The sequence below is a fragment of the Myxococcus sp. CA023 genome (assembly GCF_010998615.1).
GTDB lineage: Bacteria > Myxococcota > Myxococcia > Myxococcales > Myxococcaceae > Myxococcus.
Window position 1 is genome coordinate 20,238 of sequence record NZ_JAAEAH010000077.1, and the last position, 23,001, is coordinate 43,238.

A 23,001-nucleotide genomic window follows, 5' to 3' on the forward strand; every position below is an offset into this window, starting at 1 on the left:
ACCGCTTCTTCGGGCCATGCGCGATGCCGATATCCGCCCGCTGCTGGTGCGTGCCGTCAGGGCCAGGTACCCGGACGCACGGGTGATGGATGAGCTGGGCCTGATGTATGGCCACGTCCGGGTAGACGTGGCGGCGCTCAGCCCCAACTGCCTGCATGGCTACGAAATCAAGGGGGACGCTGACGACCTGCGCCGCCTCCCCGAGCAGGTGCGGCTGTACAGCGAGGCGCTGGACCGGTGCACGCTGGCGGTGGGCGAGCGCCACCTGCACAAGGCCGCGCCGCTCCTGCCGCCATGGTGGGGCATCGTCCGCGCACGGCAGGTGGATGGCGCGCTCGTGTTGGAGCCGGAGCGCGAGGACCAGGAGAACCCCGAGCCCACCGCCCACGCCACCCTGCACCTGCTCTGGCGACCGGAGCTGCTCGCGCTGCTCGACGCTGCCAGGGAGGCGAAGGGCATCCGGTCAGCATCCAAGGGCCGCCTGTTCCGCCGCGCCCTGGAGCGAATCCCCGCGGACGAACTACGCGCCCACGTCCGGCGGGTTCTCGTGACGCGTGAGGGCTGGCGGTAGGCGTGCGACGCGTTCAAGGCAGGCCACAAGGTCTGCCCGCGCCTGCGCCTGCCGCTCGGCAATCGCCGTGAGCGTGTCGGACATATGCGTGGCCACGGAGGCGCCGAGTTGAGCCAGAGCAGTGACCGCGGGCTCCATGCGCGCCGCCTGCCGCTCGCGGACCTCCACCAGCTTCGGCTCGGCCTGCTCAAAGGCCGCGTGGATGCGCTGAAAGACGTTGGCCGAGTCGCTCATGCGCGCACCGTAACACCGCACCGAGCTGGCACGGTTCATGTCACCCAAACACCATGCCAAGCCGACATGGCGCACATGTGGGACATGGTGGTTTTACAGTGCGCCTGGATGTAGGCACAGGTGCCCCGGGGTGGGAAACCGGGGAGACGGCCCCAAAACGTGATTGCTCGGCGGCCCACAATCCGGACGCGCGAATTCTTCGGGATTTTTCCGAGGGGAATCTGTCAGACGACCCCCGTTTTTCTGGGGCCCTGGCGTTCCTGGTGGCCCGCTGGCGCGCGTTGGCAGGGCGGACGGCGCCCTGGGCGTGCGCGCGCTCGCGACGCATGGCGGGCCGCTGGCGCCCCTTCTGAGGGGGCATGCCCCCACTCACTCCCAGCGACGTTGCCCAGCGGCTCAGCGCTCATCCCTACCTCACCGCCGAGCCAGGCGAGGGCGAGGTGCTCATCCGCCAACTCAACGGCGCCGGACGCACCGTGCGCCTCGACATGGCGCGCGCGATAGACGCCTGTGCCTCAGGCCCGGGAGCGCTCGTTGCCCTCGCCGAGCGGCTCGTCTTCAGCGACTGGCGAGCCGAGTGGGAGGAGTTGTGGCGCATGCTCGCGACGACGAAGGACGCGGTGCCCGTCCAACTCGCTCGCCGCTGCGCAGTCCTCGCGGCCATGAGGACGCGCGCCGACTGCGCAGACCTCGTGTGGCGAATGGGCACCGACCTGCCGGTGTACCACCACGAGCGGCCCGCGCTGTGCGAGGCGGGGCTCAGCATTGGTCGCCTCGCGCTCCCCACCGACGAGGCGCCCTGCACCCCTTCTGAGGGGGCATGACCAACACCACCCCCGAGTCCAAGCCCAAGTCCGTCTCCCCCCTCCTCCAGAGCGCCGAGCAGTCCCTGCGCGGACAGGAGTTCATCACCGCGCAGGCCGTGCCCGAGGGACTCCGCCTCACCGGGCGTAAGGCGCTGCTCGGAAGGGTCGCCATCCTCACGGAGGACGATGTCCGCCGTGCGCGCGACATCCGGCACCAGCAGGCGCACAGTACCGGCCTGCGAGACGCCGCCATGTGGGCACTCATCGGGGCGCCGGAGCCGAGCAAGACCGAGTTGGCGAAGCTCGTTGAGGCCGAGGCGCGCACCGAGGACCGCCCCACGATCCAGTCCTTCGCCCACCTGTTGAGCGGCCACCTCGACTTCAGCGCCCAGGCCCAGGGCAGTGGCATCGCGCTCTTCGCCACCGGCTCATCGCGCAGCGCCTACCTGACCGAGATGCTCGTGAACGCGGCGCTTCGGAAGGGCGGGCTCACGGAGTTGTTGAGCAAGGCCCGGGGAGCACTCGGTTTGGATGCCTCTGTCCCCTCCGACCGCAAGGCCCCCATCGCTCACGTCACCGTCGAGGCCACCCTCGACACGAGCCAACCCCTCGCGGCCGTCAACGAGTTGAGCGCGGCCGTGACTCACCTGGAGGAGAAGCTCGATTCCACGGCCGGACAGCTCGGCGTCCTGCTCTCCGTCATCCCCGTCGTCTCGGGGGCAGTGTCCGCCATCTGCGCGGAGGGAGGCACGGCGGCGGACCACGAGGCCGCCGCGACGCACCTGGTGGCGCTCGTGGAGAAGGCGCGAAAGCTCGCCCTCGGCGCCGAGTAGTCGGCACCCCTTCTCCGAGGGGTGTCCTCCCCTCGCGGCTATGACCCGACGTCCCCACCTGCCGGCCGGCCGCCGAAGAAGAAGCGCGGCCGACCGGCGAAGTGGAACGGGCCTGCCTCGACGCTGACCTTCGAGATTCACCGGGACGTGTGCGAGCGGCTCCGCTCCGGCGCGACGAAGCGCATGGCCGCTGCGCTCGCAGGCACCACCGAGGTCCGCCTGCAGGGGTGGCTGCGCCGGGGGCGTGAGGCCATCGAACAGGGCAAGCGCTCTCGCTACACGGAGCTGGTCCAGGACGTGGAGCGGGCCGAGGCCGAGTACCAGATGGCTCTCGTCGAGGCGGCCACGGCCGCCATCGGCGACAAGACGATGAACGACAAGGTGATTCGGTGGCGCCTCTCTGTGGCGTCCCCGAAGGACTTCACCGTACCGCGCGAGGCACCGGTTGCCGCGGGCAACGGACTGGGGCCGCTATTCGAGCTGGTGACGCCGGAGCAGGCCCGGACGCGCCTCGACGAGAAGCTGGCCCGGTTCCTCGAGGAGCACGACAAGGAGGAGGCGGACGCGGCCGAGCCACCTCCGAGCAAGGACGCGGAGGAAGACGCAGACGACGAGGACGGCGATGGTAGCTAGCGCCTCCATCCTGGAGGCCGGCGAGAAGCTGCTCGACGGCATCCCCGTTCTCACTTCTGAGCGGAACGGCCGGCACTCGACGCTCCAGCGGATAGCCCTGCGCGCTCGCAAGGTGCAGGGCAGCGTCGCGGGCTTCGCGGACCTCCTGGGCCTGACGGCGCAGGAGCTCGTCACCCTCTACTACGAGCCCATCTACTCCCTGCGCCCGGTGCAGGTGCCTCCCAGCACCTACCGGACGTTCTTCTTCATGGGGGGCCGTGGCACCGGCAAGACCTATGGGGGAGCGAGCGCGGTCATCGAGGAGGCGCGTGCGGACCCCGAGGCCCGCATCCTCATCGTCGGGCCCACCTACTCCGAAATCGTCAAGAACCAGTTGGAGGGCCCGTCCGGCATCCTCTCGCTGAGCGCCCCCTGGTTCTATCCGAAGTACGAGAAGGCAAAGCGCCGTCTCGTGTGGCCCAACGGCGCCCAGGCGACGTGGCTGCCTGCGAAGAACGCCGACAAGTTCCGCGGGCACCAGTACACCTTCATCTGGGCCGACGAGCCGGTGGCGTGGAAGGGCGACGCCATCGCCGTCTACAAGGAGTGCCGCGCAGTCCTTCGCCTGCGCACCTCGCGCATGCGGCGCGAAGGACTCAGCGCCCGCATGTTCATCACCACGACGCCGGCGCCGACGCCGCTCTTCGTGGAGATGCTCAGCGACCGCGAGGGCCTGGTCCTCGCGCGGTCGTCCACCCTGGAGAACAGCGACAACCTCGACCCGGCATACGTCCGCTACGCGCGGCGGATGATGCACACGACGGAGGGCCGCCGGGAGTTTTTGGGCGAGCTCACCTTCTCCATGGACCCGGCCCTCTACCGTCGGGTCAACTGGGCCGCGACGCGCGTCAGCCGGAAGGACGCCCCCAAGGAGTACGACTACATCGTCGTGTCCGTCGACCCAGCGACGGGCGAGAAGAAGAACAGCGACCTCCACGGCATCGTCGTGGTGGGCGTGCGCCGCGAGAAAGACGGGCTCGACCACGTCTACGTGCTCGCCGACCTCTCCCTCCAGTCTCCCGAGCCCAGCGCCTGGGCGAAGAAAGCGGTGGATGCGCTCCGTGCCTGGGAGACAGCCGCCGCGAAGGACAGCCGCGGCCGTCCGAAGGCGTGGATCTTCGCCGAGTCCAACACCGGCGGGAGCATGGTCAAGGCGACCATCCGCACCGTCGCCAAGGTGAAGGTGAAAACGGAGCGCGCCCGGCAGTCCAAGGCCGAGCGCGCAGCCCCGGTGTCCGCGCTCGCGGAGGCGGGGCTGGTGCACATGGTGGGCAAGCACGACAAGCTGGAGAAGCAGCTCTCCCGCTTCACCGGCCAGGAGGGCGGACACGGTCGCGACGACCGTGCCGACGCCTTCGCATGGCCCATCTACAAGTACGTCGTCCCGAAGCGGAAGAACGCCGGAGCTGCGGAGCGGGCCGCGGCGGCCACGGAGCGCGCCACCCCGGCGGACGACGAGGACGAGGACTAGCGCTCCGACGGCCAACCGGCCAGGTCCGTCACGATGGTCTGATACTGGCGCTGCATCGTCCTGTCGAGGTCAGGGCCCGGCACCAGACGCCACGCCTCCATGTACCGCTTGCCGACGGGGGCGTTGCCCGGGGACGTCTCAATGTGCTGGCCCTCGATGTAAAGCCACACGTGCGGGTCACGCGACCAATCGGCGAGGTCGGCCACCCGGTATCCAGCAACAAGGCACACGTCGCGGTGTCCGAGGTCGAGGGCGGCAAGGAGGGCGAAATAGCTGTTCGTCTCGCAATGGTGGTCCTCGAAGGGCACCCCGCTGGCAGCGGCCCTTCCACGAGCGGCGGACTCCAGGTCCGGGGTAATGCGAACAACCGACGGGACTGCGGTCAAAGCATCGAGCTTGCTTGTCATACCTTCTCTTGTTTCTGAACGTCGCGACGGGGGCAGTAAAGAACCATGCGGCGCCGTCCGCCCCTTCTCGGAGGGCATGGCCTCTTTCCTCCGCCGCGTCGCGAAAGCCCTAGGACTCCTCCCGACCAGCGGCCCCCTCGTCCACGCCATCCCCGTCTTCTCGTTCAGCCCCCGTCGCGGCACCCGGGAAGTGCTCGTCGCGTACCGGGAGAACGGCTGGCTCCGCGCGGTGGTGGACACCGTCGCTGACGCTGTCGCGACGCCCCAGTGGAAGGCATACAAGCCCGTGGCCGCGAATGGGGGCAAGCGCTGGGACGACCCGCGCTGGAAGTCGCTCAACCGGCACGAGCGCCGCAAGGCGCTGAAGGAGGCAACCCGGACGGGGGAGCTGGTCGATCTCCCCCAGCACGAGGTGCTCCGGGTGCTGGAGTCGCCACACCCCCAGTTCCCCGGCCGGGAGGTGCGCAAGCTGATGCAGATTCACCTGGACCTGTCCGGGGAGACGTTCCTCTGGCTCCGCCTCGGCGAGGACGGCCGCCCTGTGGGCTGGGAGGTGGTGCCGCCCCACTGCATCCACCAGACGCCGCAGCCGGGCCACCCCTACTTCGCCCTCAACTACAACCAATTCCACGGGATGGTGCCCTCCGAGCACATGGTCTGGCCCAAGCACCTGGACCCCGAGAACCCGCTCGGGCGCGGCGCAGGACGTGGCGTCGCACTCGGAGACCAGCTCGACACGATGGAGGCCATCGACCAGGCCACCAAGGCGACCTTCGAGCGGGGCGGGATGCCCACAGCCATCGTCGGCATCGACTCCAAGCGGGAGGACTTCGAGGGAGAGGAAGCCGCCGAGGACCTGGAGAAGCGATACAAGGCCGAGTTCAACAGCCCGGCGAGTGCGGGCAAGCTGTGGTTCGCGCCGGCGGGAGTCACCATCGCCCAGGTGGCCATCAACTACCGCGAGTTGCAGGCCGACGAGCTCGCCAAGTCCATGCGCGCCTACGTGCGGCAGGTCTTCAACGTGCCCCCGGAGTTGGTGGGGGACACCAGCAGCTCCAACCGCAGCACCTCTGAGGCGGCCAAGTACCACCTGGCCGAGTACGCGGTGGCGCCTCGCCTGGAGTTCCTCCTCTCCTGGTTCCAGCACTGCCTGGTGCCGCTCATCGACCGGGACGTCATCCTCGACTACGAGGACCCGCGCCCGCAGGAATTCGAGCGCATCTTCCGCGCCATGACGACGCCCATCACCGAGGGCTTCGAGTGGAACGAAATGCGGCAGGTCGCGGGCTACGAGGCCCTGCCCGAGCTGGCCGGCAAGCGGCCCGCGCCGCTGCCGGGCCAGGGCGCGGGCGGCAACAACGCCGAGAGCGCAGCCGCAAACGCCACGCCGAAGCCTCCGCGGGACAGGTCCGGCGAGGAGGGCCGCGTGTAGCGCCGCCCCTTCTTCCTGGGCATGAAAACCTTCCTCAAGCTGATGTCGATGGAGCCAGCCGAGGGTGATGGCCCCCCGGTCTTCCGCATCACTTCCCCCAACCTGGACCGCCACAAGGACAGGGTGCTCGCCATCAAGGCCGACGGCGAGGAGTTCCGCGTCCCATTGCTCTGGAACCACGACGACTGGAATCCAGCCATCGGCGTTGCGCGCTGCTACCGCCAGGGCGACCAGTGGCTGATGACGCCCAGCTTCGACGGTGCCTGTGAGACGTCGCGGATGGTCGGCGCGAAGGTGAAAGCGCGCACGCTGGAACAATGCAGCATCCGTCTCGTCCCCTTGGAGGAGCCGGTTCCCAACGCGGAGGGTGGCTACGACTACCCCCTGGTTGAGGTGCCGGAGGTGTCCATCGTCAACATGGGGGCGAACCAAGACGCCGTGCGGTTGCGGTCCGCCAGGTCGGGCGGGAGGCCGCGCGCTACTGACGGCGCCGCGGGGGGGCTCCTCAAGCAGATGGCACGCCGGATTGAGCACCTTCAGGCCCAGTTGAAGCGACTCCTCAAGGCGCTGGGCGAAGACGAGGAAGCGAACCTCGACGAGGAAGACGACGAGGAGAAGGAGCTCGGCGAGGACGAAGACGAAGAGGCGAACCTCGGCGAGGACGACGACGAGGAGAAGGAGCTCGGCGAGGACGAAGACGAAGAGGCGAACCTCGGCGAGGACGACGACGAGGAGAAGGAGCTCGGCGAGGACGAAGACGAGGAAGCGAACCTCGGCGAGGACGACGACGAGGAGAAGGAGCTCGGCGAGGACGAAGACGAGGAAGCGAACCTCGGCGAGGACGACGACGAGGAGAAGGAGCTCGGCGAGGACGAAGACGAGGAAGCGAACCTCGGCGAGGACGACGACGAGGAGAAGGAGCTCGGCGAGGACGAAGACGAGGAAGCGAACCTCGGCGAGGACGACGACGAGGAGAAGGAGCTCGGCGAGGACGAAGACGAGGAAGCGAACCTCGACGAGGAAGACGACGAGGAGAAGGAGCTCGGCGAGGACGACGACGAAGAGGCGAACCTCGACGAGGAAGACGACGAGGAGGAAGAGTTGCCTCCCGCGAAGGCGAAGGCGCTGCGCGCTCGTCTCGTGAATCGACACGGCTTCACCCAGGCCCAGGCGAAGGCGCTGTCGCACGCCGACCTGCTCGGTCTGACGGCGCTCTACGGCGCCAAGTAACCGCCGCCCCTTCTCCCCAAGTGCAAGGCCACCGCCTTCCGATGGAGACCCCATGAGCAAGACCAAGATGAAGAGCAAGAACGCCCCGTCCCGCCGCTCACGCCCCCATCACCGGCACGGACCTGCAGCTCGACCTCTCCCAGGACACCCGTCAGAAGCGCCTGTATGCGGCCCTGGGCCTCCGGCTCAAGTCCGCATACCTCGGCATGGCCGGCAACTTCGGGCTCGCGAAGGAGGACAAGTACAAGCGCCTGGGTGCGTTCCTGGAAAGGACGAAGGCCGCCGGCCAGTTCCTCTCCATCTTCGACCAGGGCGGTGCGTTCGCACGGGAGACGGTGTCCTCCGAGTTGGTCGAGCTCTGCCGCCCCAACAGCATCCTCATGGCTGCCGGCGTCCGGACCGTCTCCGACTATGGCGCCCAGTTGACGATGGGCACCATTGACGAGGGCGTGAAGGTGCACTGGGTCGGCGAGGGTGAGCCCGCTCCGGTGGCGACGGTGAAGGGAGGCCGCCTCGTCCTCCAGGCGCACAAGCTCTCGGCGACTGGGCGTCTGTCCAACGACCTGCTCCGCCTCGGCACCATCGACGCCGCCGCTGTCGTTGGTGAGGACATGGCCGCCGCCATCGCCCTGGAGATTGACACCGTCGGGCTCAAGGGTGACGGCGTGGCCAAGCCCAAGGGTGTGCGTGGGCAGATGGATGTCGGCAACAGCAAGCCCGCGGCGGGTAACACGACGGCCAACAAGATTACCGACACGGATGGGCTGCTGGCCGACGTCGCCAAGGCCAACATTCCTGGAGGAGTGCGCGCCAGCCGCGGCTTTTACTACTCCGACACGGAGACGTTCCACGCACTCAAGCAGACGCGCGACAACGCGGGCTGGGTCTTCCCCGAGCTGCGCGACTCGGAGACCCCGACCATCAACGGGCGCCCCTACTTCTACTCCGAGACGCTGGCCGGCGACGACATCCTCGGATTCGGCCTCGCGACGCAGCTCATCCTCGGTATCGCCACGCCGCTGGAGGTGGCCATGGGCGAGAACGGCACCGACTTCTCCGCGGACATGATCACCATGCGCGGCATCACCCTCGTGGACTTCCTGCTCCGCTACAAGAAGGCGTTCGCCGAGCGGACCGGGATCCCCTACTGACGCGCGCCCTGGGCGCGTGCCAGCACCGCGCTCGTCGGTACGCGCCCTCCCCCTCCCACCCTCTCACCGGAGTACGCATGCATCCCGACAGAACCGATATCGGCTACCGCTACAAGGCAGACACCCAGGCGCTGCCACCCTCCATCCAGTCCGCCGGCACCCGGAACGGCGACGGCATCGACATCACCGCCTACGGCTCCGGGACGCTGGTGGCGAACATCGGCGCCGTCGGCGCCGCCCCCACGGCGACCTCCATCACATACGCCCTGGAGACGAGCGAGGACGGCACGGACGGCTGGGTGCCGCTGACCGACCTCAACGGAAATCAGTTCTCCACCGACGCCATCACTACCGGTGACACGTGCGTCGAGTTGGACTTCACGCTCCAGTACATCACGAGGACGCACCGCTTCCTGCGCGTCGTGGAGACGGTGGCCTTCACCGGGGGCACCAGCCCGGACGTCATCGCCGGGGCGACGCTCGTCCTCGGCGGCGGCCAGCGCCTGCCCCTGTGAGGTGAACGCCCGTGCCCGCACCTCAAGACCTCGTGACGTCCGAACTACTCCCGCTCACCGCGCGCGCCGCGGTTGAGCCGGCGCGGCTCGGGCTGTTCATCACCGCCGTCTCCGATGCCCTCGCGGCCTACGTGGGCTATCCCCTGCACCAGCGGCTGGGGGTGGTGGAGACGGTGGCGGGCACGGGCGCGCCGCACCTCTGGCTGCGCGGCGGTGCCGTGCGCCGGGTGGTGCGCGTGGAGGTGCGCGGCGTGGAGCTGGAGCCGGATGCCTACGCGCTCGAGTCGGCCCTGATGGGCCGTCTGGTGGCGCGTCGGCACCGATGGCCCTTCACTGGCACCTGGTCGCCGGGGGTGTCCTCCACGCCGATGGAGGCCCAGGACACGGGCGAGGTGGTTGTCACCTACGACGCGGGCTGGGTGACGCCGGGCCAGCGCGCGTTGAACACCAGCCTGGAGGTGGACCTGCCTGCCGCCATCCAGCTTGCCGCGGTGGAAGCCATCACCGCGGCCGTCTCCCGCGATGGCAAGCCGGGCGACGTCGCGTCCGAGTCCATCGGCGGCACCAGCATGTCGTACTTCGCCGGCCCGGACGGCGGGCGCACGGCCATCCCCACCACGACGCTCCAGATGCTGGGGCCCTACCGCAAGGGGAGACGCTGATGGCGCTCATGGGCCATGCCTTCCGGCAGGTGTTCCACCTGCAGCGGCTGGTGCGCACCACCGCCCGGGGCGAGCACGAGTACTCCGAGCCAGAGCCGCACCGCTGCCGCTACGAGGGCACGATGAAGCGCGTCATCACTGCCGACGGCGACGAGCGGCTGTCGGAGGGGCTCATGCGCTGCTCTGTCGAGGTCAGGACGGATGACAGGGTGTTCCCCCCGGGCACGATCCCGGACGACGAGGACGCGGGCAAGCAGCCCCTCCACATCGCTACGCAGTACAACCTCATGGGCGCGGTGGACCACTACGAGGTCTACCTGTGACGCCCCGGGACGTTGAGCTCGAGCTGGCCGCGTACCTGGAGGCGGCAGGGCTGGACCTCTCCACCACCAGCAACCCGCCAACCCTCTACCCCGGGCCATTCCCCGTCAGCGCGCCGCAGCGCTTCGTTTGTGTCCGCCACACGGGAGGTCAGTCGGGGCTCTATCTCGGCACGCAGCGAGGGGTGATGGCAGCCGACGTGCAGGTCATCACGCGCGGGCCGAAGGGCAGCTACACGGGCACTCGAGACTTCGCTGTGCGGTGCTGGTCCGCGCTGGACCTGGCGCGGGTGCCGGACTTCATCGACGTGCGCTGCGAGGGGGCGGGGCCCACCTTCATGGGCACTGACGGCGAGGGCGCCCCCCGCTTCGTGTTCAACCTCACGGCGCGCTACACCGCGTAGGCGCCGCCCCTTCTCAGGGGCATGGCCGTCAAGGTGTCCTTCAAAGCCCCTGCCCTCGTGCGCCTGCGTCAGCAGCCGCAGCAGGTCCTGCGCGCGCTCGACCTCCCGCTGCGCGATGCGGTGCGCCGGACGCTGGACCTGTCCACCTTCCTCGTCCCGCGTCGCTCGGAGGAGGAGCGCGACGAGCACCGGCGCAACGCCAACGGCGTGCCGGAGAAACCGCTCGCCGACACCGGGTTCATCAGCGGGCCCGCGTACAACATGCAGCGCCTCTCCGTCTCGTGGAGCGCTGGGTATGAGCACCCCTCGGCGGGCCCCATTCACGAGGGATTTCACTGGGGGGACCAAATCATCCGGCCCCCGCCGCACTTTTTGAAGAAGGCCTTCCGGAAGTCGCGCTCCGTCGCTCGAAAGGGCGTCGCGCAGGTGCTGGCCACGTACCTCCAGAAGCAGTTCCCCCGTCGATAGGAGCACCGCCCAATGGCAGACCCGGTTATCGCTTACATCCACGCCATCCACCTTGCCGCGACGGCGTCCGAAGCGCCGTCCGCGAGCAACAAGATGGACGGAATCTCAGACGCGCCGGTCAACATGACGGCGGACACGGTGGAATCCAGCTACCTCGGCCAGGACAACGGCTGGAAGCGCAGCATGACGACGGCCAAGAGCTTCCAGATTCCGATCTCGGGCCACCTGATGCGCAACGACCCGACGCACATCCTGCTGCGCAACGCCTTCATCAACCACGAGACGGTGTGGCTGCTCATCGTCGAGGACGAGTCCGCGGCCCCCGGCAGCCAGGGCCACCGCTACCCCGTGAAGGTGACCTCCTACGAGGAGGGCCGCACCTCCACGGACGTCGTCACCGTCTCCGCCACCCTCACCGGCCAGGGCGCGCCCAGCGCGCTGTGAGCCATCACCCGTCGTCCCCCAGGAGGAAGCACCATGGAAGGACTCACCCTCAAGCAGCGCCTCGCTCAGAAGACCCGGAAGCTGGTGAAGACCGTCGAGTTGGATGGCGACAAGGTGGACCTGCGTCGCCCCACTCACAAGGAGCGGGTCGCCGTCCTCAAGCTCATCGAGGACGCAAACGAGATGCCCAACAACGCCGAATCGACGGAGGTCAGCCAGGCCAATGCAACGGGGGGCAACCTCCGCGGAATCTCTCGCATGGTCGCGTGCGTGCTGTACGACCCGGAGTCGAAGCTCCGCCTCTACGACCCGGCCGACCCGGGCGACATCGACGCCATCTACGGCGCGCCCTGGCTGGAGGACGTCACGGCCGACGCCCAGAAGGCCTTCATGGGTGGCCTCAAGGAGTCCGTTGAGGAGGCCCGGGGAAACTCCTGAGCGACCCCCGAGAGTTGCTCGTCTTCGCCGCCGCGAAAGCGTTGGGCCAACGACCCAACGACGTCCGCGAGTGGGACGACGACGAGCTCTACGGGCTGGTCGCCTACGGACAGCTTGAAGCCGAGAGCATCAAAGAGAAGGAGAAGGAGGCCACGGCAGGCGCTGCACTGCCGTCCCCTTCGCAGGTGCGGCCCACCGCCCAGCAGGCGACCCGCTCCGTCATCTACCGCGTGGGCCCGAGGCCCAGCACACCGAAGGGGTAGCGCATGTCCGGCGGAGGCTTGAAGGTCGGCGACCTGTACATCGCCGTGACGGCCAGCATCGGCGAGGCCCTCAAGTCCCTCCAGCAACTCGCCAAGGCGACGGAGGACATGGCCAAGGAAATCAAGAAGGCCGCCGAGCCCATCGGCAACATCGGCGCCATCGTGGCCGCGGGCATGGCTGGCGCCGTGGCCGCGGCCATGCAGAGCAATGACAAGCTAAAGGACGAGGTCGGACGCCTCAAGGAGCTGGCGTACACGCTCGCGGCGGACATCGGAGACCTCTTCCTCCCGGTGGTGCGCAAGCTGGCGGACTTCTTCGAGCGCCTGGTCGTCACGTTCCAACGCCTCTCCCCCGAGATGAAGAAGAGCAGCGCGGACGTGGCCGTATGGGTGGCTGGCGTCGGGCTCGCTGTGGGTGCCATCGGGAAGATGGCGGGCGTCATCGAGGGCCTCGCAGGCTCCGTGGGCGTCGTGCTCAAGGTGATGGGGGGACTCCAGAAGTCCACCCTCCTCGCCAGCATCGGCCCCACGCTGGCGGCCGTGGCGGCGCCGGCAGCGGCCATAGCCGCCGCGGTTGCCGGGCTCACCCTGCTGGCCGGCAGCGTCTACGGCGCATGGACGGACACCAGCACCGGGCTCCGCGACTCGGTGATGAGCATCCTCACCAGCATCTCCACTGTCGCGTCGCGCGTCTGGCAACTCCTGACGTCCACGTTCAAGGGACTGGCGGACACAGTCACCGCCATCGCGGGCCAATCCCTTGAAACCATGGCTTGGCTGATTCGCGAGGCAGCGAAGAAGCTCGACCCCTTCGTCAAGGCGCTCCCGAAGACGCTCCAGATGGGGCGATTGACCAAGGCGCTGGACGACGCGCAGAAGGTCACCGGCAAGGACTTGCTCAAGGACCTGCAGAAGGGCGCCGCCTACCTCCAGGCGATGGCCACCGAGGGCGCCCAAGCCATCGCTGAGTCACTGTCCTCCCTCGGCGCGTCCGTCGCGGACATCGCCACCGACGTCGGCAAGGGTGTTGCCGAGGGCTTCGGCAAGTCCCTGGCTGGTACGCGGAAGATGCTCGACGACCTGGGGCTGACTGGCCTGCTGGACTCGCTCATGGCGATGATTCCGGGCCTCGCGTCGGGACAGGCGAACACCCGCACACCGGACGACGGCAGCGCGTCCGGGCGTGAGAAGAGCCTCGCCCAGCTCCAGCGCGAGGAAAGCGAGGCCATGCGCCGAGAAATGGCCGGCGCGGACTACTACGAGGGGTCCTCCGCCGCCGCCGCCTTCGCGCAGTTCGAGAAGGAGGTGCAGAAGTACAAGGACGAGGCCGCGCTCAACCTCGAAATGGAGCGGGAGTCCCGCGAAGAGCTCAAAGAGGCCGTCCTGGAGGCCAACGAAGCGGGCCGGGCCTCCTTCCGCGCTCTCTCCGCGGACATGCGCAGGTGGATGGACGAGGCCCGCGCGGCGATCGCCGCCGCGAAACGCGAGCTGCTCAACCGCGTGGCAGGCGCGATGGGCGAAATCACCACCCTCGTGAACGCCGCCGCGGCCGGATTTCAGGCGGGCGGGCCCATGGGGGCCATCGGCGCCGTCGTCAGCGAGCTGCTGCTCCAGTCCGAGGCGTTCAAGACACTGATGGAGATGGTGTCCGTCGTCATCGGCAGCGTCGCGAACGCCCTCGGGGCCATCCTGGTCCCGCTGCAGCCGCTGGTGGGCGCCATTTCCCTCATCATCGACGCGGTGGTGTCCACGCTGACGCCTGTCTTCACCACCCTCGGCGAACTCGTGGAGCCGCTCGTGCCGCCGCTGGTGCTGCTGGGGCAGCTTCTCCAGGGGCTGGCTCCGCTGCTCTCCGCGCTGGCCCAGGCCTTCCTGGCCATCGTTGCGCCCATCAACAGCATCGCCGGGCCCGTGCTCCGGGAGCTCTTCGGCGTGTTGAAGTTCATCGCCACAATCGTCCTCACCGTCGCCCAGGCGCTGGGGAAGGCATGGAACACCATCGTCGGCGGCGTGCAGGCGGTCATCCGGGGAATCTCCAAAGCGGTGGAGTGGCTCGGAATCGACAGCCTCAAGAACTTCGCCAACTCGCTCGACCGGATGAAGGTGGACACGGACGCGATGGGCGAGTCGCTGAACGCCCTGCGCGACCTCACCTGGGACTCGGCCGAGGCCAAGGCGAAGGAGACGGCGGAGGTGCTGCGGAACACGGCCGCGCTCCAGAAGGCCACGGACGCCCTCACCAACGTGCCCAACGCCTGGAAGGTGGCGTTCCGGCGCTACCAGTCACAGGACGCGCAGGACGGCCCGTCCACGGAGCCCACGCCGACGCCGACGCCCACGCCTCCACCCTCCGGCGGTGGAACAAACGCCCCGCCGACCGGGGACGACGGGATTCTGCGCAACCGTGCTGGAGAACCGTTGCCGGATTGGAAGCAGCCGAACGACCCAAGCAGGCAGTACTCGAAGAGCAGCAACGCCACCGCCGACGCGGCGCCCTACTCCGTCACCATCGTCGGGTACGACCTCGACGAGGCCGTTGAAGCCGGTGCGCGCCTCGTCCGCCAAGAGGCACGACGCCGAGCGTTCCGCCGGAGCGGGCGCACCGAGGGACTTTGACCATGCCCCCTTTCCTCGCCCTCAGTGGGATTCCTATCCCCGTCTCCACCAGGAGCCCCCTCCGGTACTCCCCCACGTTGCTGGGTGAGAAGCGCAGGGCCTTCAGCGGAATGGCGCGCTCGAGCGTGCGGCGCAAGCTCATGACTTACGAGGCCGGCACGGGGCCCCTGCCCCTCGCCGACGCCGCGGCGTTGCGCGCGCTCATCGACGGCGAGGGCAACTCCTGGGCCTTCGCCGGGAACATGCTGTCGAGCCGCGGCCTGTGGCCCTCCACTGTCGGCTCACCGTTGGCGCTGCCGGACCTCGGGCGGTACCAGGGATATGCGCTGGCGTTGAGCGCCGGCCACGCCGTCAGCTGGGCCACGCAACTGGGCGAGGACTGGACGGTCGCGTACTGGGCCCGCGTCTGGGGCGGGTCTGGCGCGCAGTGGCACCACTACGTCCAGCGCTCGGATGGGACAGTGTACGTGGACGCGACGGCGCCAAGCCCTGCCCTGGGGCACACGTGGTCCTTCGACGCCGGCTTCGAGAGCAACTGGGGCCTGCAGCCGAGCGACGTCGATGCGAGTGTCGGCGAGCCCGGACGGTATGGCCAATGCGCGACGTTCGGCGAGTGGACCTCGGCAACGTGGCCCACACAGCTCGGCACCCAGTGGACGGTGGCGTATTGGGCGCGGCTCTCCACGGACGGCACCTGGCACCTCTACATCCACCGGGCAGGATTGCCGCTCAGCCGCGACGGTGTGGTGGGCAGCCATGCGGCCACGGCGGGCGCCCTCATCGCGACCAACGGCAACTACACGCAGTTGCCCGATGGCGCCGTCTACCTCCTGAACCGCCGTGGAACAACAGGGCCCGGCATTCCCAACGTGAGCGGAGCCCCGCTGTTGGTGGATGACCTGGTCGTCTTGCCGTACACGGTGCCCGACTCGTGGGTGGCGCCGTGGTTCGCGGCCACCGCGCCGTTTCGGCTGCCCGGAACCACGGGGCTGGCCGAGGTGGACGACAACGGCGCGCTCTCGGTGCACCACCTGCACGGGGTGGCCGGTGGCTTCCTCAACCCCTCCAACGACTCCCTGTTGGTGAGCGACCTGGTGGCGCTGCCCTACCGCGTCCCCGACGAATGGCTGGCGCCCTGGCGCGACGCAGGCGCCCCTTTTGGTCCCCTGCCACACCACCGAGCCACCGGGTCCGGCCTGCACCGGCCCGTCCTGGTGCTGGGCGACGCGGGCAGCGGCGAGGCCCTGGAGTGGTGGATGGGCACCGCGCGCGTCAGCGGCGAGGACTTCACCTACTCCCTGATGGAGTCACCATGAGGCAGCTTTCCCAGCAGGAGCAGGCCACCCTTCTCGCGGGCAACTACGGCACGCACCTGCGCGTCCGCGTGCACCGGACGGACGCGAGCACCGTGGACCTCGCCAGCTTCCTGGGTCGCGACTGGATGATGGGGGCCACGGTGAGCCAGAGCGTGGACACCCCCGTCGCACAAGCCACCGTCACCGTCCGGCGCAACGGGCCCGGCGGCGTCGTCTCACTGTCGCCGCTGGTGGGCTCCAGCCCGGCGAACCGCGGGCCTACGGGGCTCCTTGAGCCGCTCCTGCAGGAAGGGCGCATCTTCCGTCTCGACGTGCAGTGCACGCCGGGCACGCCCCCCACGCCTGGCGGCTGGCGCGAGGCTTTCATCGGGCGCATCGACGAGGTGGACGCCGCCGCCGAGGAGCTCACCTTCAGTGGGCGCGACCTGTCGAGCGCGTTCCAAGACAGCTTCATCGAGTTGGAGCGCAACTACGGCAACGCCACAGTGGGCGTCGCCGTGCAGGACGTGATGGTGTCCATCATCAGCGACAACGTCCCCAACGGATTCGGCCCCGGCTTCTACTGCCCCGTGGACCCCATGTGGCAGTTGGGCCGCTTCACGCAGCAACGGCAGTCGGTGGGCGAGGCCCTGAACGCCCTGGCCGCGCAGTTGGGCTGGGAGGTGCGCCTGCGCTGGCGCGAGGGGCACGGCTGGTACCTCTACCTCCAGAGCCCGGAGCGCATCGGCGCGTCTGTCGTGTGGACCGTGGGCCCGGACGAGTACGGAGAACTCGGCCAGGTGCGGCGCTCGCTGGAGCACATCCGCAACGCGGTGGAGGTGGTGTACTGGGACCGCAACGACCTCGACGCCACCGGCATGCCCAAGCGCAAGACGGTGATAAGCCTCAACCCCACGAGCATCGCCACTGTTGGGCGACGCTTCATGCAGGTGGCGGAGGCGAGCACCAGCAACATCAACACCGCCGTGGAGGCCCAGCGCCTGGCGGACGTGGCGATTGCCGACCTCTCGGACTCGGCCCTGGAGGTGGAAGTCGAGGTGCCGTACCTCTGGCACCTCGAAATCCACGACGTCCTGCGCGTCCTGCCGGACGGCGTCTCCCTCAGCGAGGCCCAGGAGCTGGCCATCGTCGGGCTGGACTGCTCCTTCGCGGAGGGCGTCGCGAAGACGACGGTGAAGCTGTGCGGCCGCCCGGCTACCTCCCGCGTCGAATGGATGGCCAGGGAGGCTGTCCCCTCCACCAACGCATCGGCGGCCGTGCGCAGCATCCAGCCCCAGGCCAAGATGCTGGGCCCCGACGCGCCCACCGAGCTGGCGCCCACCTCCACCGTCAACGGCTTCGCGCTCAGCTTCAAGCCGCCCGCCGCCGGGCCGGCGTGGGACTCCTTCGAGCTTCACCTCTCAACCTCGGCGGGCTTCGCGCCCAGCAACGCCACCCTCAAGGCCGCAGCGTCCGCAACGCGCTTCGAGGTAGCCGACCTGGTGCCCGGCACGAAGCACTACGCGGTGGTGCGCGGACGCGACGCGCACGGCAACGTCGGGCCCGCCTCTGCGCAGGTGGAGTTGGCGCCGCGGTACGTTGAGCCACGGCTCATCACGCCGATGGTCAACTTTGCCGTTGCCCCCCTGAATTACGATTTTGAAGCCCAAGCGTCTCCTGCCACCCCCCCTGATAACTGGATAATTGAGGAAGGTGTATGGGGGGTGGATGTCGTAGTGACCTCGGACGCAGTGAGCGGAAGCAAGGCACTCCAATTCCAAGGCAGTGATGCTGTTGTCGTCTCACAGGCATTCTCGGTACGTCCGGGGCTCCGCTACTCTCTCGACATATTTGCCAAAGGGAGCGCCGCCGCACTCCTCATCTATGCGCTTGAGTGGCTGGATGCAGTAGGTGCCCCACTCTCGGCGACCTACTTCCACGCAACGTTCAGCAACGAGCCCTGGCGGCGACATGCATACGCTGGGCAATCACCTGAGGGCGCGCGGTTCGTGCGGGCCCGACTACAGTCGGTCCTGGGCGCGACAGGGAGGACCATCCAAGTAGATTCCGTGCAGATCGACCTCGCGGAGCTCGTGCAGGAAGGGGCTCGGTCCCCGTTTATCTTTCATGGGAACTGGGAGAGCGACACATCGGACGGAAGAGGCCCCGCCACCCACTACAAAGACAGCAGCGGGAGAGTTCATCTTGAGGGCAGAATCACCGGGGGCACCGTCGGAAGCGATGCCCTGACGCTTTACCCTGGATGCTACCCGCCCTACACGCGCGACTTCGGGGTCGCCACGGCAACGGGGTATGGGCGCGTGACGGTCTCACCGAGTGGCACAGTCGTGCTCGCATCAGGCTCGCCCACATGGGTCAGCCTGAACGGAATCTCTTTCCGCGCGAGATAGTCACTCTGCGGCAGTGCAGTGCATCCGGGCTCCATTGGGCGCCTGCGCATCAGAGAAAGTCGCGATGCACTTCGTACCAGGTGAGAAGGGCGTAAAGTCATAGCCCCCGCCCGACTCGATGAGCCCGCCCACCTCGCGCAGGGTGTGGGCGTTCGTCACGACCCGCGCACCCCCAGCGGCATTCACCACCGCAGGGAACGTCAGCGTTGTGTGCGGCTCAATGGTCTGAATCGTCTCCCACGTCCCCATCACCCGGCTCACTCTGTTGTCGCCGGTCCACGGGCCGAGGATGGTCACATTCACGCGCGCTAGCCGTGGCACCGAACCGGTGTTTTCGATGACGACGTCGACGGGACCTGGAGCCGCCTGGGTATCCCCCTTGGCACCAACGAGTACGTCCCCAAGGCCAGCACCCTCCATGCCTCCAGTGTCGGAACGATTGCCCGTCTCCTGGTTCCCGGGCTCACACGCAGTGAGGAACGACAGAGCGGCAACGGCGGCAAGGAGTTGGCGGACCAAGGGCACCCCCGGAGTGAGACAACAGGCCTAGCACCGGGAGTCCTGGCGGGGCAACGGGGTCAAGCCCGCCCTCAGCAGGTACTTGTCATTCAGTGCAGGAGGGAGCGCATGTCACTATGTACGACTTGCGGCGCCGAATCTCCGTCACGGTGAGGCTCCCCTGCCCTGGAGGGACGCGGCGACGGCACCTGGCGCAGGTCGCCGCCCGCCGATTCGGCCGCGCACCGGCTTGCGCCTCACGGCAGGCCCGCTCCAGGTGGCGTGTCCCGGTGGCGGACTCGAACCAGCACATCTCGCCCTTGCGGATGCGCGCGCCGCACCCGGCGGCCGTGCAGGTGCCGGCCTTGGCCGCGACAATCATGGGCACGGCAGCGGCGCCTCCAGCAGTTGGCGCAGCTTGCGCAGCCCAGCTGCTCGAAGCTTGCGTACCCTCGCGACGGGCAGCCGCCACTCCGCGGCCAGCGTCCGCTCCGCCATGGCCCGGGAGCCCGGCTGGCCCACGCCCACGGTCGCCGACACCACCAGGCGCTGGAGCCGTGGCAGGCCGTGGAGGGCAATCATCGCCCGTGCCTGGAGTACTCCGCGGTCCCGGCCCTCTGGGCTGTCGGCGAGTCCCAGCAGCTCCTCCACGGGCATGGCCGAGTGCACGGTGCCATCGCCCAGGGCGTGCGCGGTGGCGGCCTCGAGGCCCTCCGCGGCGAGCGCGTCCGCCACGGACACCTCGGCCTCCCGAGCGGCCTTCTTCGCGCGGCGCAGGGTCTTGCGGGCGTGGTCCGTGACGTAGACGGGCGAGCGCTCCCGCGTGGCCGCGAGGACCATCGCCTGGCGCCCCAGGCGCATCGCGTGGGCGGGGAAGGCCGACCGGCCAGCGCCGGCCAGGCCAGGCATGAAGGGGTGGCGCCGCTGCCGGTGGAAGACGGCGAGGAGCCCCTCCTGGACCAGGTCATGGGCGGACACGTCCCACTCGCGGGCCACCGAGTGCGCGACGCGCACCAGGTGCGGCCGAACGAGCTCCGCGAGACGGGACTCCGCGCGCCTCGCCTCCCGGCAGGCCGTGGGCAGCTCGCGCAGCAGGTGCAGCAGCAACTCCATCTCCTCCTCGGCGGAGGGAGGCTCGGTGAGAGTGTCCGCCCGGGTGGGCGCGGAAGGCGGGGGCAGCGGAACGGCACAGGTCGTCATCGCGAGGCTCCTCCGTGCTGGACGACAGAACGACGCGGGCCGGACACAGCCTCAGCGCGCAGCGAGGAGGCCCATGCGTCGAAGAGCGGCTGCATCTTGAGGACGCACTGACGGACGCCCTCGCGCGTCATCTCCAGCTCACGGGCGAGGGCATCAAGCGTCGCGCCGTGGAAGGAGTAGCGGATGAACACGGCAGCATCGCGCCGCGCCCTCGTCACGTCTGCCGGGGTTTCCCGCTGAGAGCGTCGCATCTTGCGACGAGCGAGCTCTGCTTGCGCGCCAGCCGCCAGGGTTGTGCAGTCGAGCTGCAGGGCCGGGTCCGTAAACGGGCCAGGAAGCAGGTCGTACAGCGTGCAGCCGTCGTCGCTGAGCTCCGCATCCAGGCTCAGACACACAGGCGGCGGAGACTGGCGCAGGTGTGACTTACGCCGGACCTGGGCGACGCCACGCGAGCCCCGCCGCTTGAAGGCTTGAAGCTGCGCGACCACCCACCATGAGACACAGCTCGCGATGCTGCCCCGCTCGGGCTCCCAGCGCCGACAGCCCTCTACGAGCCCCACCATCGCCTCGGCGAGGACGTCGTCCTCGTACCGGCGCAGGTGCGCGGACTTGCGAAGGAAGGCCCAGGCAATCTTGTAAGCCATGGGCTGCCATTGGAGGCAAAGCGCCTGCTGCTCGTCGTTGAGGGGAGGAAGGGCGCAGGTCACCGGTCACCTCGCTTGTAGGAGGCAGCGGAGGCGAGGTCGGCCAGCGACTTCGGCAGGCGCAGGCGAGCTTTCGCCGCCCGGTTCTTGTTCCGGGTCCGCCGGGCCTTCGCGGCACGCTCAGCCTTCGCTCGTCGATGCGCGGCGGCCTCCTCCGGCGTGGCGAATCGGGCGGCCGTGGCCAGCACCTCCGCCCGCGGCGAGGGCTTATCGTCGTCGCGGGTTGCGTCGATGTGGACAACCTGCTCGTCGTCCAGCCAGGCCACGCCATTGAGGGCGTCGTTCAACACCTTAAGCGTGTTGTCCAGGTCCCCCATCCGCTTCGGGCGGTACACCGTGACGGTGAGGCGCACGGGGCCGAAGAGCGGCTGCACCTTCGCGCGCGCCGCCACGTGAGCGACTGCCGCCTTGTAGCGCTCCGCTTCGTCGGAGGGCACCAGGCCCCGCCCCTTCGAGGGCTTCCAGTACGTGTTCGCGCTCGGTGGGTACGGCAGCGTCAGCCGCACCTCACACGCAGCGACTTCTGTGGCCTCGGGTGCAGTGCAGTTCATGACTGCAACCGGTAGCGCGTCTGAAAAAAGGTTCAAAAAGTGCGGCGCGGGACGCCACTGTGGAGCGGGAGGCTCATGTCGCGGCTTCCTCCTCCTCGGGCATGAGCACCCGCTGGATGCGCAGATGCAGTCGCGCCTCCAGGACATGGGACTCGCAGCCACAGGAGCCGCACTCCACCTTGCGCCCCAGATCGCCGACCCGCTCGACCAGCGACGTCGCATCCTCCGCAGCCAGGTGGGTGAAGTCGCCGAACGTGCCGCACCATGGGCAACGGAGGCTGAAGACGTCCCCCTCCTGGACGGCCGTCTCCGCGCAGAGCTGGCAGAAGTCGGCGTCCTCGATAGCGCTCTCCATGCATGGCAGCGTGGCGCCGTCGTCCGCCACGGTGACGGTGGAGCACTGGCGTGTCACTGGAGCACCCCAGCCGCAGCTCCCGCGGGCTGCTGGTCCGGCTCGTGGAAGTGGACGCGGAAGCCGAGCGCCCTGGCGTGCTCCATCAGCTCGACGTCCCACGAGTGCTCCGCGATCCAGGTCCGTGCGTACCTGTCGCGGAGGCGCAGGTGCAGCCCGGCATCATCCAGCCGCACCGGCACCACCATGCCGGGGAGCTTCCCGGCCGCGTAGTGGAGCTTCCTGCCTCGCATCGCATCCAGGACCTGGCCCAGGGCCCGGCCCTCGGGCGTGTCCGGCAACTCCTCGAGGCCGCCGTCCTCGCCGCGGCCCACGCTGAGGTCGGCTCGGCGCCGAGCATCAGCGGGGGTTCGGGCCTGAGCAGGTGCAGAGCCCTCGTGCTGTCCTGGGATGTGCTGGGACCAGATGTGGTCGGCGATGAATGCGCTGGCCGGGCACCGAGTCCGGAGATTGATCGCCCACGGGTCCGCGAACCAGCGCCGGCACGTCTCGCGGAGCTTCTCGACGTCGCCGCCGATGAGCGGATGGGCGAGCGCGCGGGCAAACCAGTCCGACCACCGCGGCATCAGCTTCGGGGGCAGCGGGTCCACCGCGCTTGGGTGGAAGCGCCGCCGCTCCTCCTCGTACCAGCCGAGGAACTCCTTGTCGGGGCTGGGCGTGGTGGGCTCCTTCCACGACGCCTTGCGGACAGCGGGCGGCTTCGCGGCGGCTGCTGACGTGCCCCCCGGGGGGACAATCGAGGGGGACATGTCCCCGGGGGACAGGGGGACATGCTGCGGGGGGGACACCTCGCGCGCGCTTTCAGCAGCAGCTTCTTTTCTCTTCGCTTGATTCCCTCTCAGTCGACGCTTCCTCACTGCTTCTTTCGTCATCGACAGCGGCTTCTTCGTCTTTCCTGCTGCTGCTGATCCCCCCTTCCCCCCCTTAGCGGCACCTGTCCCCCCGGGGACAACCGGCGTCTCCTCCCTCTGGGAGAGGGGGGACAGCAGGGGG

26 protein-coding genes are annotated in these 23,001 nt (G+C 68.9%); 19 read left to right on the plus strand and 7 right to left on the minus strand.

The features are described 5' to 3' along the window. Positions 1-16 precede the first annotated feature (16 nt). Entirely contained in the window at positions 17-571 is a 555-nt protein-coding gene (locus tag F8M74_RS28990) for a sce7726 family protein (RefSeq protein ID WP_141257502.1), read from the plus strand. Here the strand turns inward: F8M74_RS28990 and F8M74_RS28995 are convergent. Next, positions 521-844, minus strand: a complete 324-nt coding sequence (locus F8M74_RS28995) for a hypothetical protein (RefSeq protein WP_141257503.1) — start codon at positions 842-844, stop codon at positions 521-523. The two genes, F8M74_RS28990 and F8M74_RS28995, sit on opposite strands and share 51 nt — an antisense overlap. A 320-nt stretch (positions 845-1,164) precedes the next feature. Here F8M74_RS28995 and F8M74_RS29000 point away from each other — a divergent pair, with 320 nt between their 5' ends. The 4 genes from F8M74_RS29000 to F8M74_RS29015 are packed head-to-tail and all read left to right on the plus strand — an operon-like array spanning position 1,165 to position 4,587. Beyond that, positions 1,165-1,629, plus strand: coding sequence for a hypothetical protein (locus tag F8M74_RS29000; protein ID WP_141257504.1), 465 nt, complete (start codon positions 1,165-1,167; stop codon positions 1,627-1,629). After that, positions 1,626-2,444 (plus strand): hypothetical protein, encoded by an 819-nt coding sequence (locus F8M74_RS29005; protein WP_141257505.1) that lies wholly within the window; start codon positions 1,626-1,628, stop codon positions 2,442-2,444. The genes F8M74_RS29000 and F8M74_RS29005 overlap by 4 nt, the downstream gene beginning before the upstream one ends. Positions 2,445-2,465: 21 nt before the next feature. Next, entirely contained in the window at positions 2,466-3,077 is a 612-nt protein-coding gene (locus tag F8M74_RS29010) for a hypothetical protein (RefSeq protein WP_141257506.1), read from the plus strand. Next, positions 3,067-4,587, plus strand: coding sequence for a terminase family protein (locus F8M74_RS29015; protein WP_141257507.1), 1,521 nt, complete (start codon positions 3,067-3,069; stop codon positions 4,585-4,587). Before F8M74_RS29010 ends, F8M74_RS29015 begins: the two co-directional genes overlap by 11 nt. Here F8M74_RS29015 and F8M74_RS29020 read toward each other — a convergent pair. Continuing rightward, positions 4,584-4,994, minus strand: a complete 411-nt coding sequence (locus F8M74_RS29020; RefSeq protein WP_141257508.1) for a hypothetical protein — start codon at positions 4,992-4,994, stop codon at positions 4,584-4,586. The two genes, F8M74_RS29015 and F8M74_RS29020, sit on opposite strands and share 4 nt — an antisense overlap. Positions 4,995-5,070: 76 nt before the next feature. Here F8M74_RS29020 and F8M74_RS29025 point away from each other — a divergent pair, with 76 nt between their 5' ends. The 14 genes from F8M74_RS29025 (at position 5,071) to F8M74_RS29090 (ending at position 18,643) form a co-directional block, all read left to right on the plus strand. Further along, a complete protein-coding gene (locus tag F8M74_RS29025) occupies positions 5,071-6,426 on the plus strand; it encodes a phage portal protein (RefSeq protein WP_141257509.1) in 1,356 nt (451 codons plus the stop codon). 21 nt (positions 6,427-6,447) lie between these two features. Continuing rightward, positions 6,448-7,656, plus strand: a complete 1,209-nt coding sequence (locus tag F8M74_RS29030) for a hypothetical protein (protein ID WP_163884606.1) — start codon at positions 6,448-6,450, stop codon at positions 7,654-7,656. 206 nt (positions 7,657-7,862) lie between these two features. Then, positions 7,863-8,807, plus strand: coding sequence for a phage major capsid protein (locus F8M74_RS29035; RefSeq protein ID WP_163884609.1), 945 nt, complete (start codon positions 7,863-7,865; stop codon positions 8,805-8,807). Positions 8,808-8,884: 77 nt separating this feature from the next. Continuing rightward, positions 8,885-9,322: a hypothetical protein gene (locus F8M74_RS29040; protein WP_141258609.1), complete on the plus strand. Its 438-nt coding sequence runs from the start codon at positions 8,885-8,887 to the stop codon at positions 9,320-9,322. A gap of 11 nt (positions 9,323-9,333) precedes the next feature. Further along, on the plus strand, positions 9,334-9,984 hold the full coding sequence (locus F8M74_RS29045) for a hypothetical protein (RefSeq protein ID WP_141258610.1): 651 nt from the start codon (positions 9,334-9,336) through the stop codon (positions 9,982-9,984). Continuing rightward, positions 9,984-10,307: a hypothetical protein gene (locus F8M74_RS29050; RefSeq protein WP_141258611.1), complete on the plus strand. Its 324-nt coding sequence runs from the start codon at positions 9,984-9,986 to the stop codon at positions 10,305-10,307. Before F8M74_RS29045 ends, F8M74_RS29050 begins: the two co-directional genes overlap by 1 nt. Next, on the plus strand, positions 10,304-10,708 hold the full coding sequence (locus tag F8M74_RS29055) for a hypothetical protein (protein WP_141258612.1): 405 nt from the start codon (positions 10,304-10,306) through the stop codon (positions 10,706-10,708). Before F8M74_RS29050 ends, F8M74_RS29055 begins: the two co-directional genes overlap by 4 nt. 33 nt (positions 10,709-10,741) lie before the next feature. After that, positions 10,742-11,176 carry a hypothetical protein gene (locus F8M74_RS29060; RefSeq protein ID WP_228560840.1) on the plus strand — a complete coding sequence of 145 codons (435 nt, stop codon included), beginning with the start codon at positions 10,742-10,744 and terminating at the stop codon, positions 11,174-11,176. A gap of 12 nt (positions 11,177-11,188) precedes the next feature. Then, the gene (locus F8M74_RS29065; protein WP_141258614.1) at positions 11,189-11,620 is read left to right on the plus strand and encodes a phage tail tube protein; all 432 of its coding nucleotides are present in this window, start codon (positions 11,189-11,191) and stop codon (positions 11,618-11,620) included. A 33-nt stretch (positions 11,621-11,653) separates the two neighbouring features. After that, positions 11,654-12,058 (plus strand): phage tail assembly chaperone, encoded by a 405-nt coding sequence (locus F8M74_RS29070; protein ID WP_141258615.1) that lies wholly within the window; start codon positions 11,654-11,656, stop codon positions 12,056-12,058. 14 nt (positions 12,059-12,072) lie between these two features. Then, entirely contained in the window at positions 12,073-12,321 is a 249-nt protein-coding gene (locus F8M74_RS29075) for a hypothetical protein (protein ID WP_141258616.1), read from the plus strand. Between the two features lie 3 nt (positions 12,322-12,324). Continuing rightward, positions 12,325-14,937 (plus strand): hypothetical protein, encoded by a 2,613-nt coding sequence (locus F8M74_RS29080; protein ID WP_141258617.1) that lies wholly within the window; start codon positions 12,325-12,327, stop codon positions 14,935-14,937. 140 nt (positions 14,938-15,077) lie between these two features. Beyond that, positions 15,078-16,253, plus strand: a complete 1,176-nt coding sequence (locus F8M74_RS29085) for a hypothetical protein (protein ID WP_228560841.1) — start codon at positions 15,078-15,080, stop codon at positions 16,251-16,253. Continuing rightward, complete coding sequence (locus F8M74_RS29090; protein ID WP_141258619.1) at positions 16,250-18,643, plus strand: hypothetical protein; 2,394 nt, start codon at positions 16,250-16,252, stop codon at positions 18,641-18,643. Before F8M74_RS29085 ends, F8M74_RS29090 begins: the two co-directional genes overlap by 4 nt. A gap of 876 nt (positions 18,644-19,519) precedes the next feature. Here F8M74_RS29090 and F8M74_RS29095 read toward each other — a convergent pair. The 5 genes from F8M74_RS29095 to F8M74_RS29115 form a co-directional block, all read right to left on the minus strand. Beyond that, positions 19,520-20,341, minus strand: a complete 822-nt coding sequence (locus F8M74_RS29095) for a hypothetical protein (RefSeq protein ID WP_141258622.1) — start codon at positions 20,339-20,341, stop codon at positions 19,520-19,522. Continuing rightward, entirely contained in the window at positions 20,338-20,985 is a 648-nt protein-coding gene (locus tag F8M74_RS29100; RefSeq protein ID WP_141258623.1) for a hypothetical protein, read from the minus strand. Before F8M74_RS29100 ends, F8M74_RS29095 begins: the two co-directional genes overlap by 4 nt. A 59-nt stretch (positions 20,986-21,044) precedes the next feature. Continuing rightward, on the minus strand, positions 21,045-21,596 hold the full coding sequence (locus tag F8M74_RS29105) for a RusA family crossover junction endodeoxyribonuclease (RefSeq protein WP_162295130.1): 552 nt from the start codon (positions 21,594-21,596) through the stop codon (positions 21,045-21,047). A gap of 73 nt (positions 21,597-21,669) precedes the next feature. Next, positions 21,670-22,008: a cyclohexanecarboxylate-CoA ligase gene (locus F8M74_RS29110; RefSeq protein WP_162295131.1), complete on the minus strand. Its 339-nt coding sequence runs from the start codon at positions 22,006-22,008 to the stop codon at positions 21,670-21,672. Continuing rightward, positions 22,005-22,757: a hypothetical protein gene (locus tag F8M74_RS29115; protein WP_141258625.1), complete on the minus strand. Its 753-nt coding sequence runs from the start codon at positions 22,755-22,757 to the stop codon at positions 22,005-22,007. The genes F8M74_RS29110 and F8M74_RS29115 overlap by 4 nt, the downstream gene beginning before the upstream one ends. Between the last annotated feature and the right edge of the window lie 244 nt (positions 22,758-23,001).

Excerpts from the sequence above, each read along its gene's own strand:
- F8M74_RS29105 (WP_162295130.1), bottom strand. The coding sequence starts at position 21,596 with ATGAACTGCACTGCACCCGAGGCCACAGAAGTCGCTGCGTGTGAGGTG.
- F8M74_RS29040 (WP_141258609.1), top strand. The coding sequence starts at position 8,885 with ATGCATCCCGACAGAACCGATATCGGCTACCGCTACAAGGCAGACACC.
- F8M74_RS29080 (WP_141258617.1), top strand. The coding sequence starts at position 12,325 with ATGTCCGGCGGAGGCTTGAAGGTCGGCGACCTGTACATCGCCGTGACG.
- F8M74_RS29100 (WP_141258623.1), bottom strand. The coding sequence starts at position 20,985 with ATGGCTTACAAGATTGCCTGGGCCTTCCTTCGCAAGTCCGCGCACCTG.
- F8M74_RS29000 (WP_141257504.1), top strand. The coding sequence starts at position 1,165 with ATGCCCCCACTCACTCCCAGCGACGTTGCCCAGCGGCTCAGCGCTCAT.
- F8M74_RS28990 (WP_141257502.1), top strand. The coding sequence starts at position 17 with ATGCGCGATGCCGATATCCGCCCGCTGCTGGTGCGTGCCGTCAGGGCC.
- F8M74_RS29085 (WP_228560841.1), top strand. The coding sequence starts at position 15,078 with ATGACTTACGAGGCCGGCACGGGGCCCCTGCCCCTCGCCGACGCCGCG.
- F8M74_RS29025 (WP_141257509.1), top strand. The coding sequence starts at position 5,071 with ATGGCCTCTTTCCTCCGCCGCGTCGCGAAAGCCCTAGGACTCCTCCCG.
- F8M74_RS29115 (WP_141258625.1), bottom strand. The coding sequence starts at position 22,757 with ATGTCCCCCTCGATTGTCCCCCCGGGGGGCACGTCAGCAGCCGCCGCG.
- F8M74_RS29020 (WP_141257508.1), bottom strand. The coding sequence starts at position 4,994 with ATGACAAGCAAGCTCGATGCTTTGACCGCAGTCCCGTCGGTTGTTCGC.
- F8M74_RS29035 (WP_163884609.1), top strand. The coding sequence starts at position 7,863 with ATGGCCGGCAACTTCGGGCTCGCGAAGGAGGACAAGTACAAGCGCCTG.
- F8M74_RS29005 (WP_141257505.1), top strand. The coding sequence starts at position 1,626 with ATGACCAACACCACCCCCGAGTCCAAGCCCAAGTCCGTCTCCCCCCTC.
- F8M74_RS29070 (WP_141258615.1), top strand. The coding sequence starts at position 11,654 with ATGGAAGGACTCACCCTCAAGCAGCGCCTCGCTCAGAAGACCCGGAAG.
- F8M74_RS29090 (WP_141258619.1), top strand. The coding sequence starts at position 16,250 with ATGAGGCAGCTTTCCCAGCAGGAGCAGGCCACCCTTCTCGCGGGCAAC.
- F8M74_RS29030 (WP_163884606.1), top strand. The coding sequence starts at position 6,448 with ATGAAAACCTTCCTCAAGCTGATGTCGATGGAGCCAGCCGAGGGTGAT.
- F8M74_RS29015 (WP_141257507.1), top strand. The coding sequence starts at position 3,067 with ATGGTAGCTAGCGCCTCCATCCTGGAGGCCGGCGAGAAGCTGCTCGAC.
- F8M74_RS28995 (WP_141257503.1), bottom strand. The coding sequence starts at position 844 with ATGAACCGTGCCAGCTCGGTGCGGTGTTACGGTGCGCGCATGAGCGAC.
- F8M74_RS29095 (WP_141258622.1), bottom strand. The coding sequence starts at position 20,341 with ATGACGACCTGTGCCGTTCCGCTGCCCCCGCCTTCCGCGCCCACCCGG.
- F8M74_RS29065 (WP_141258614.1), top strand. The coding sequence starts at position 11,189 with ATGGCAGACCCGGTTATCGCTTACATCCACGCCATCCACCTTGCCGCG.
- F8M74_RS29050 (WP_141258611.1), top strand. The coding sequence starts at position 9,984 with ATGGCGCTCATGGGCCATGCCTTCCGGCAGGTGTTCCACCTGCAGCGG.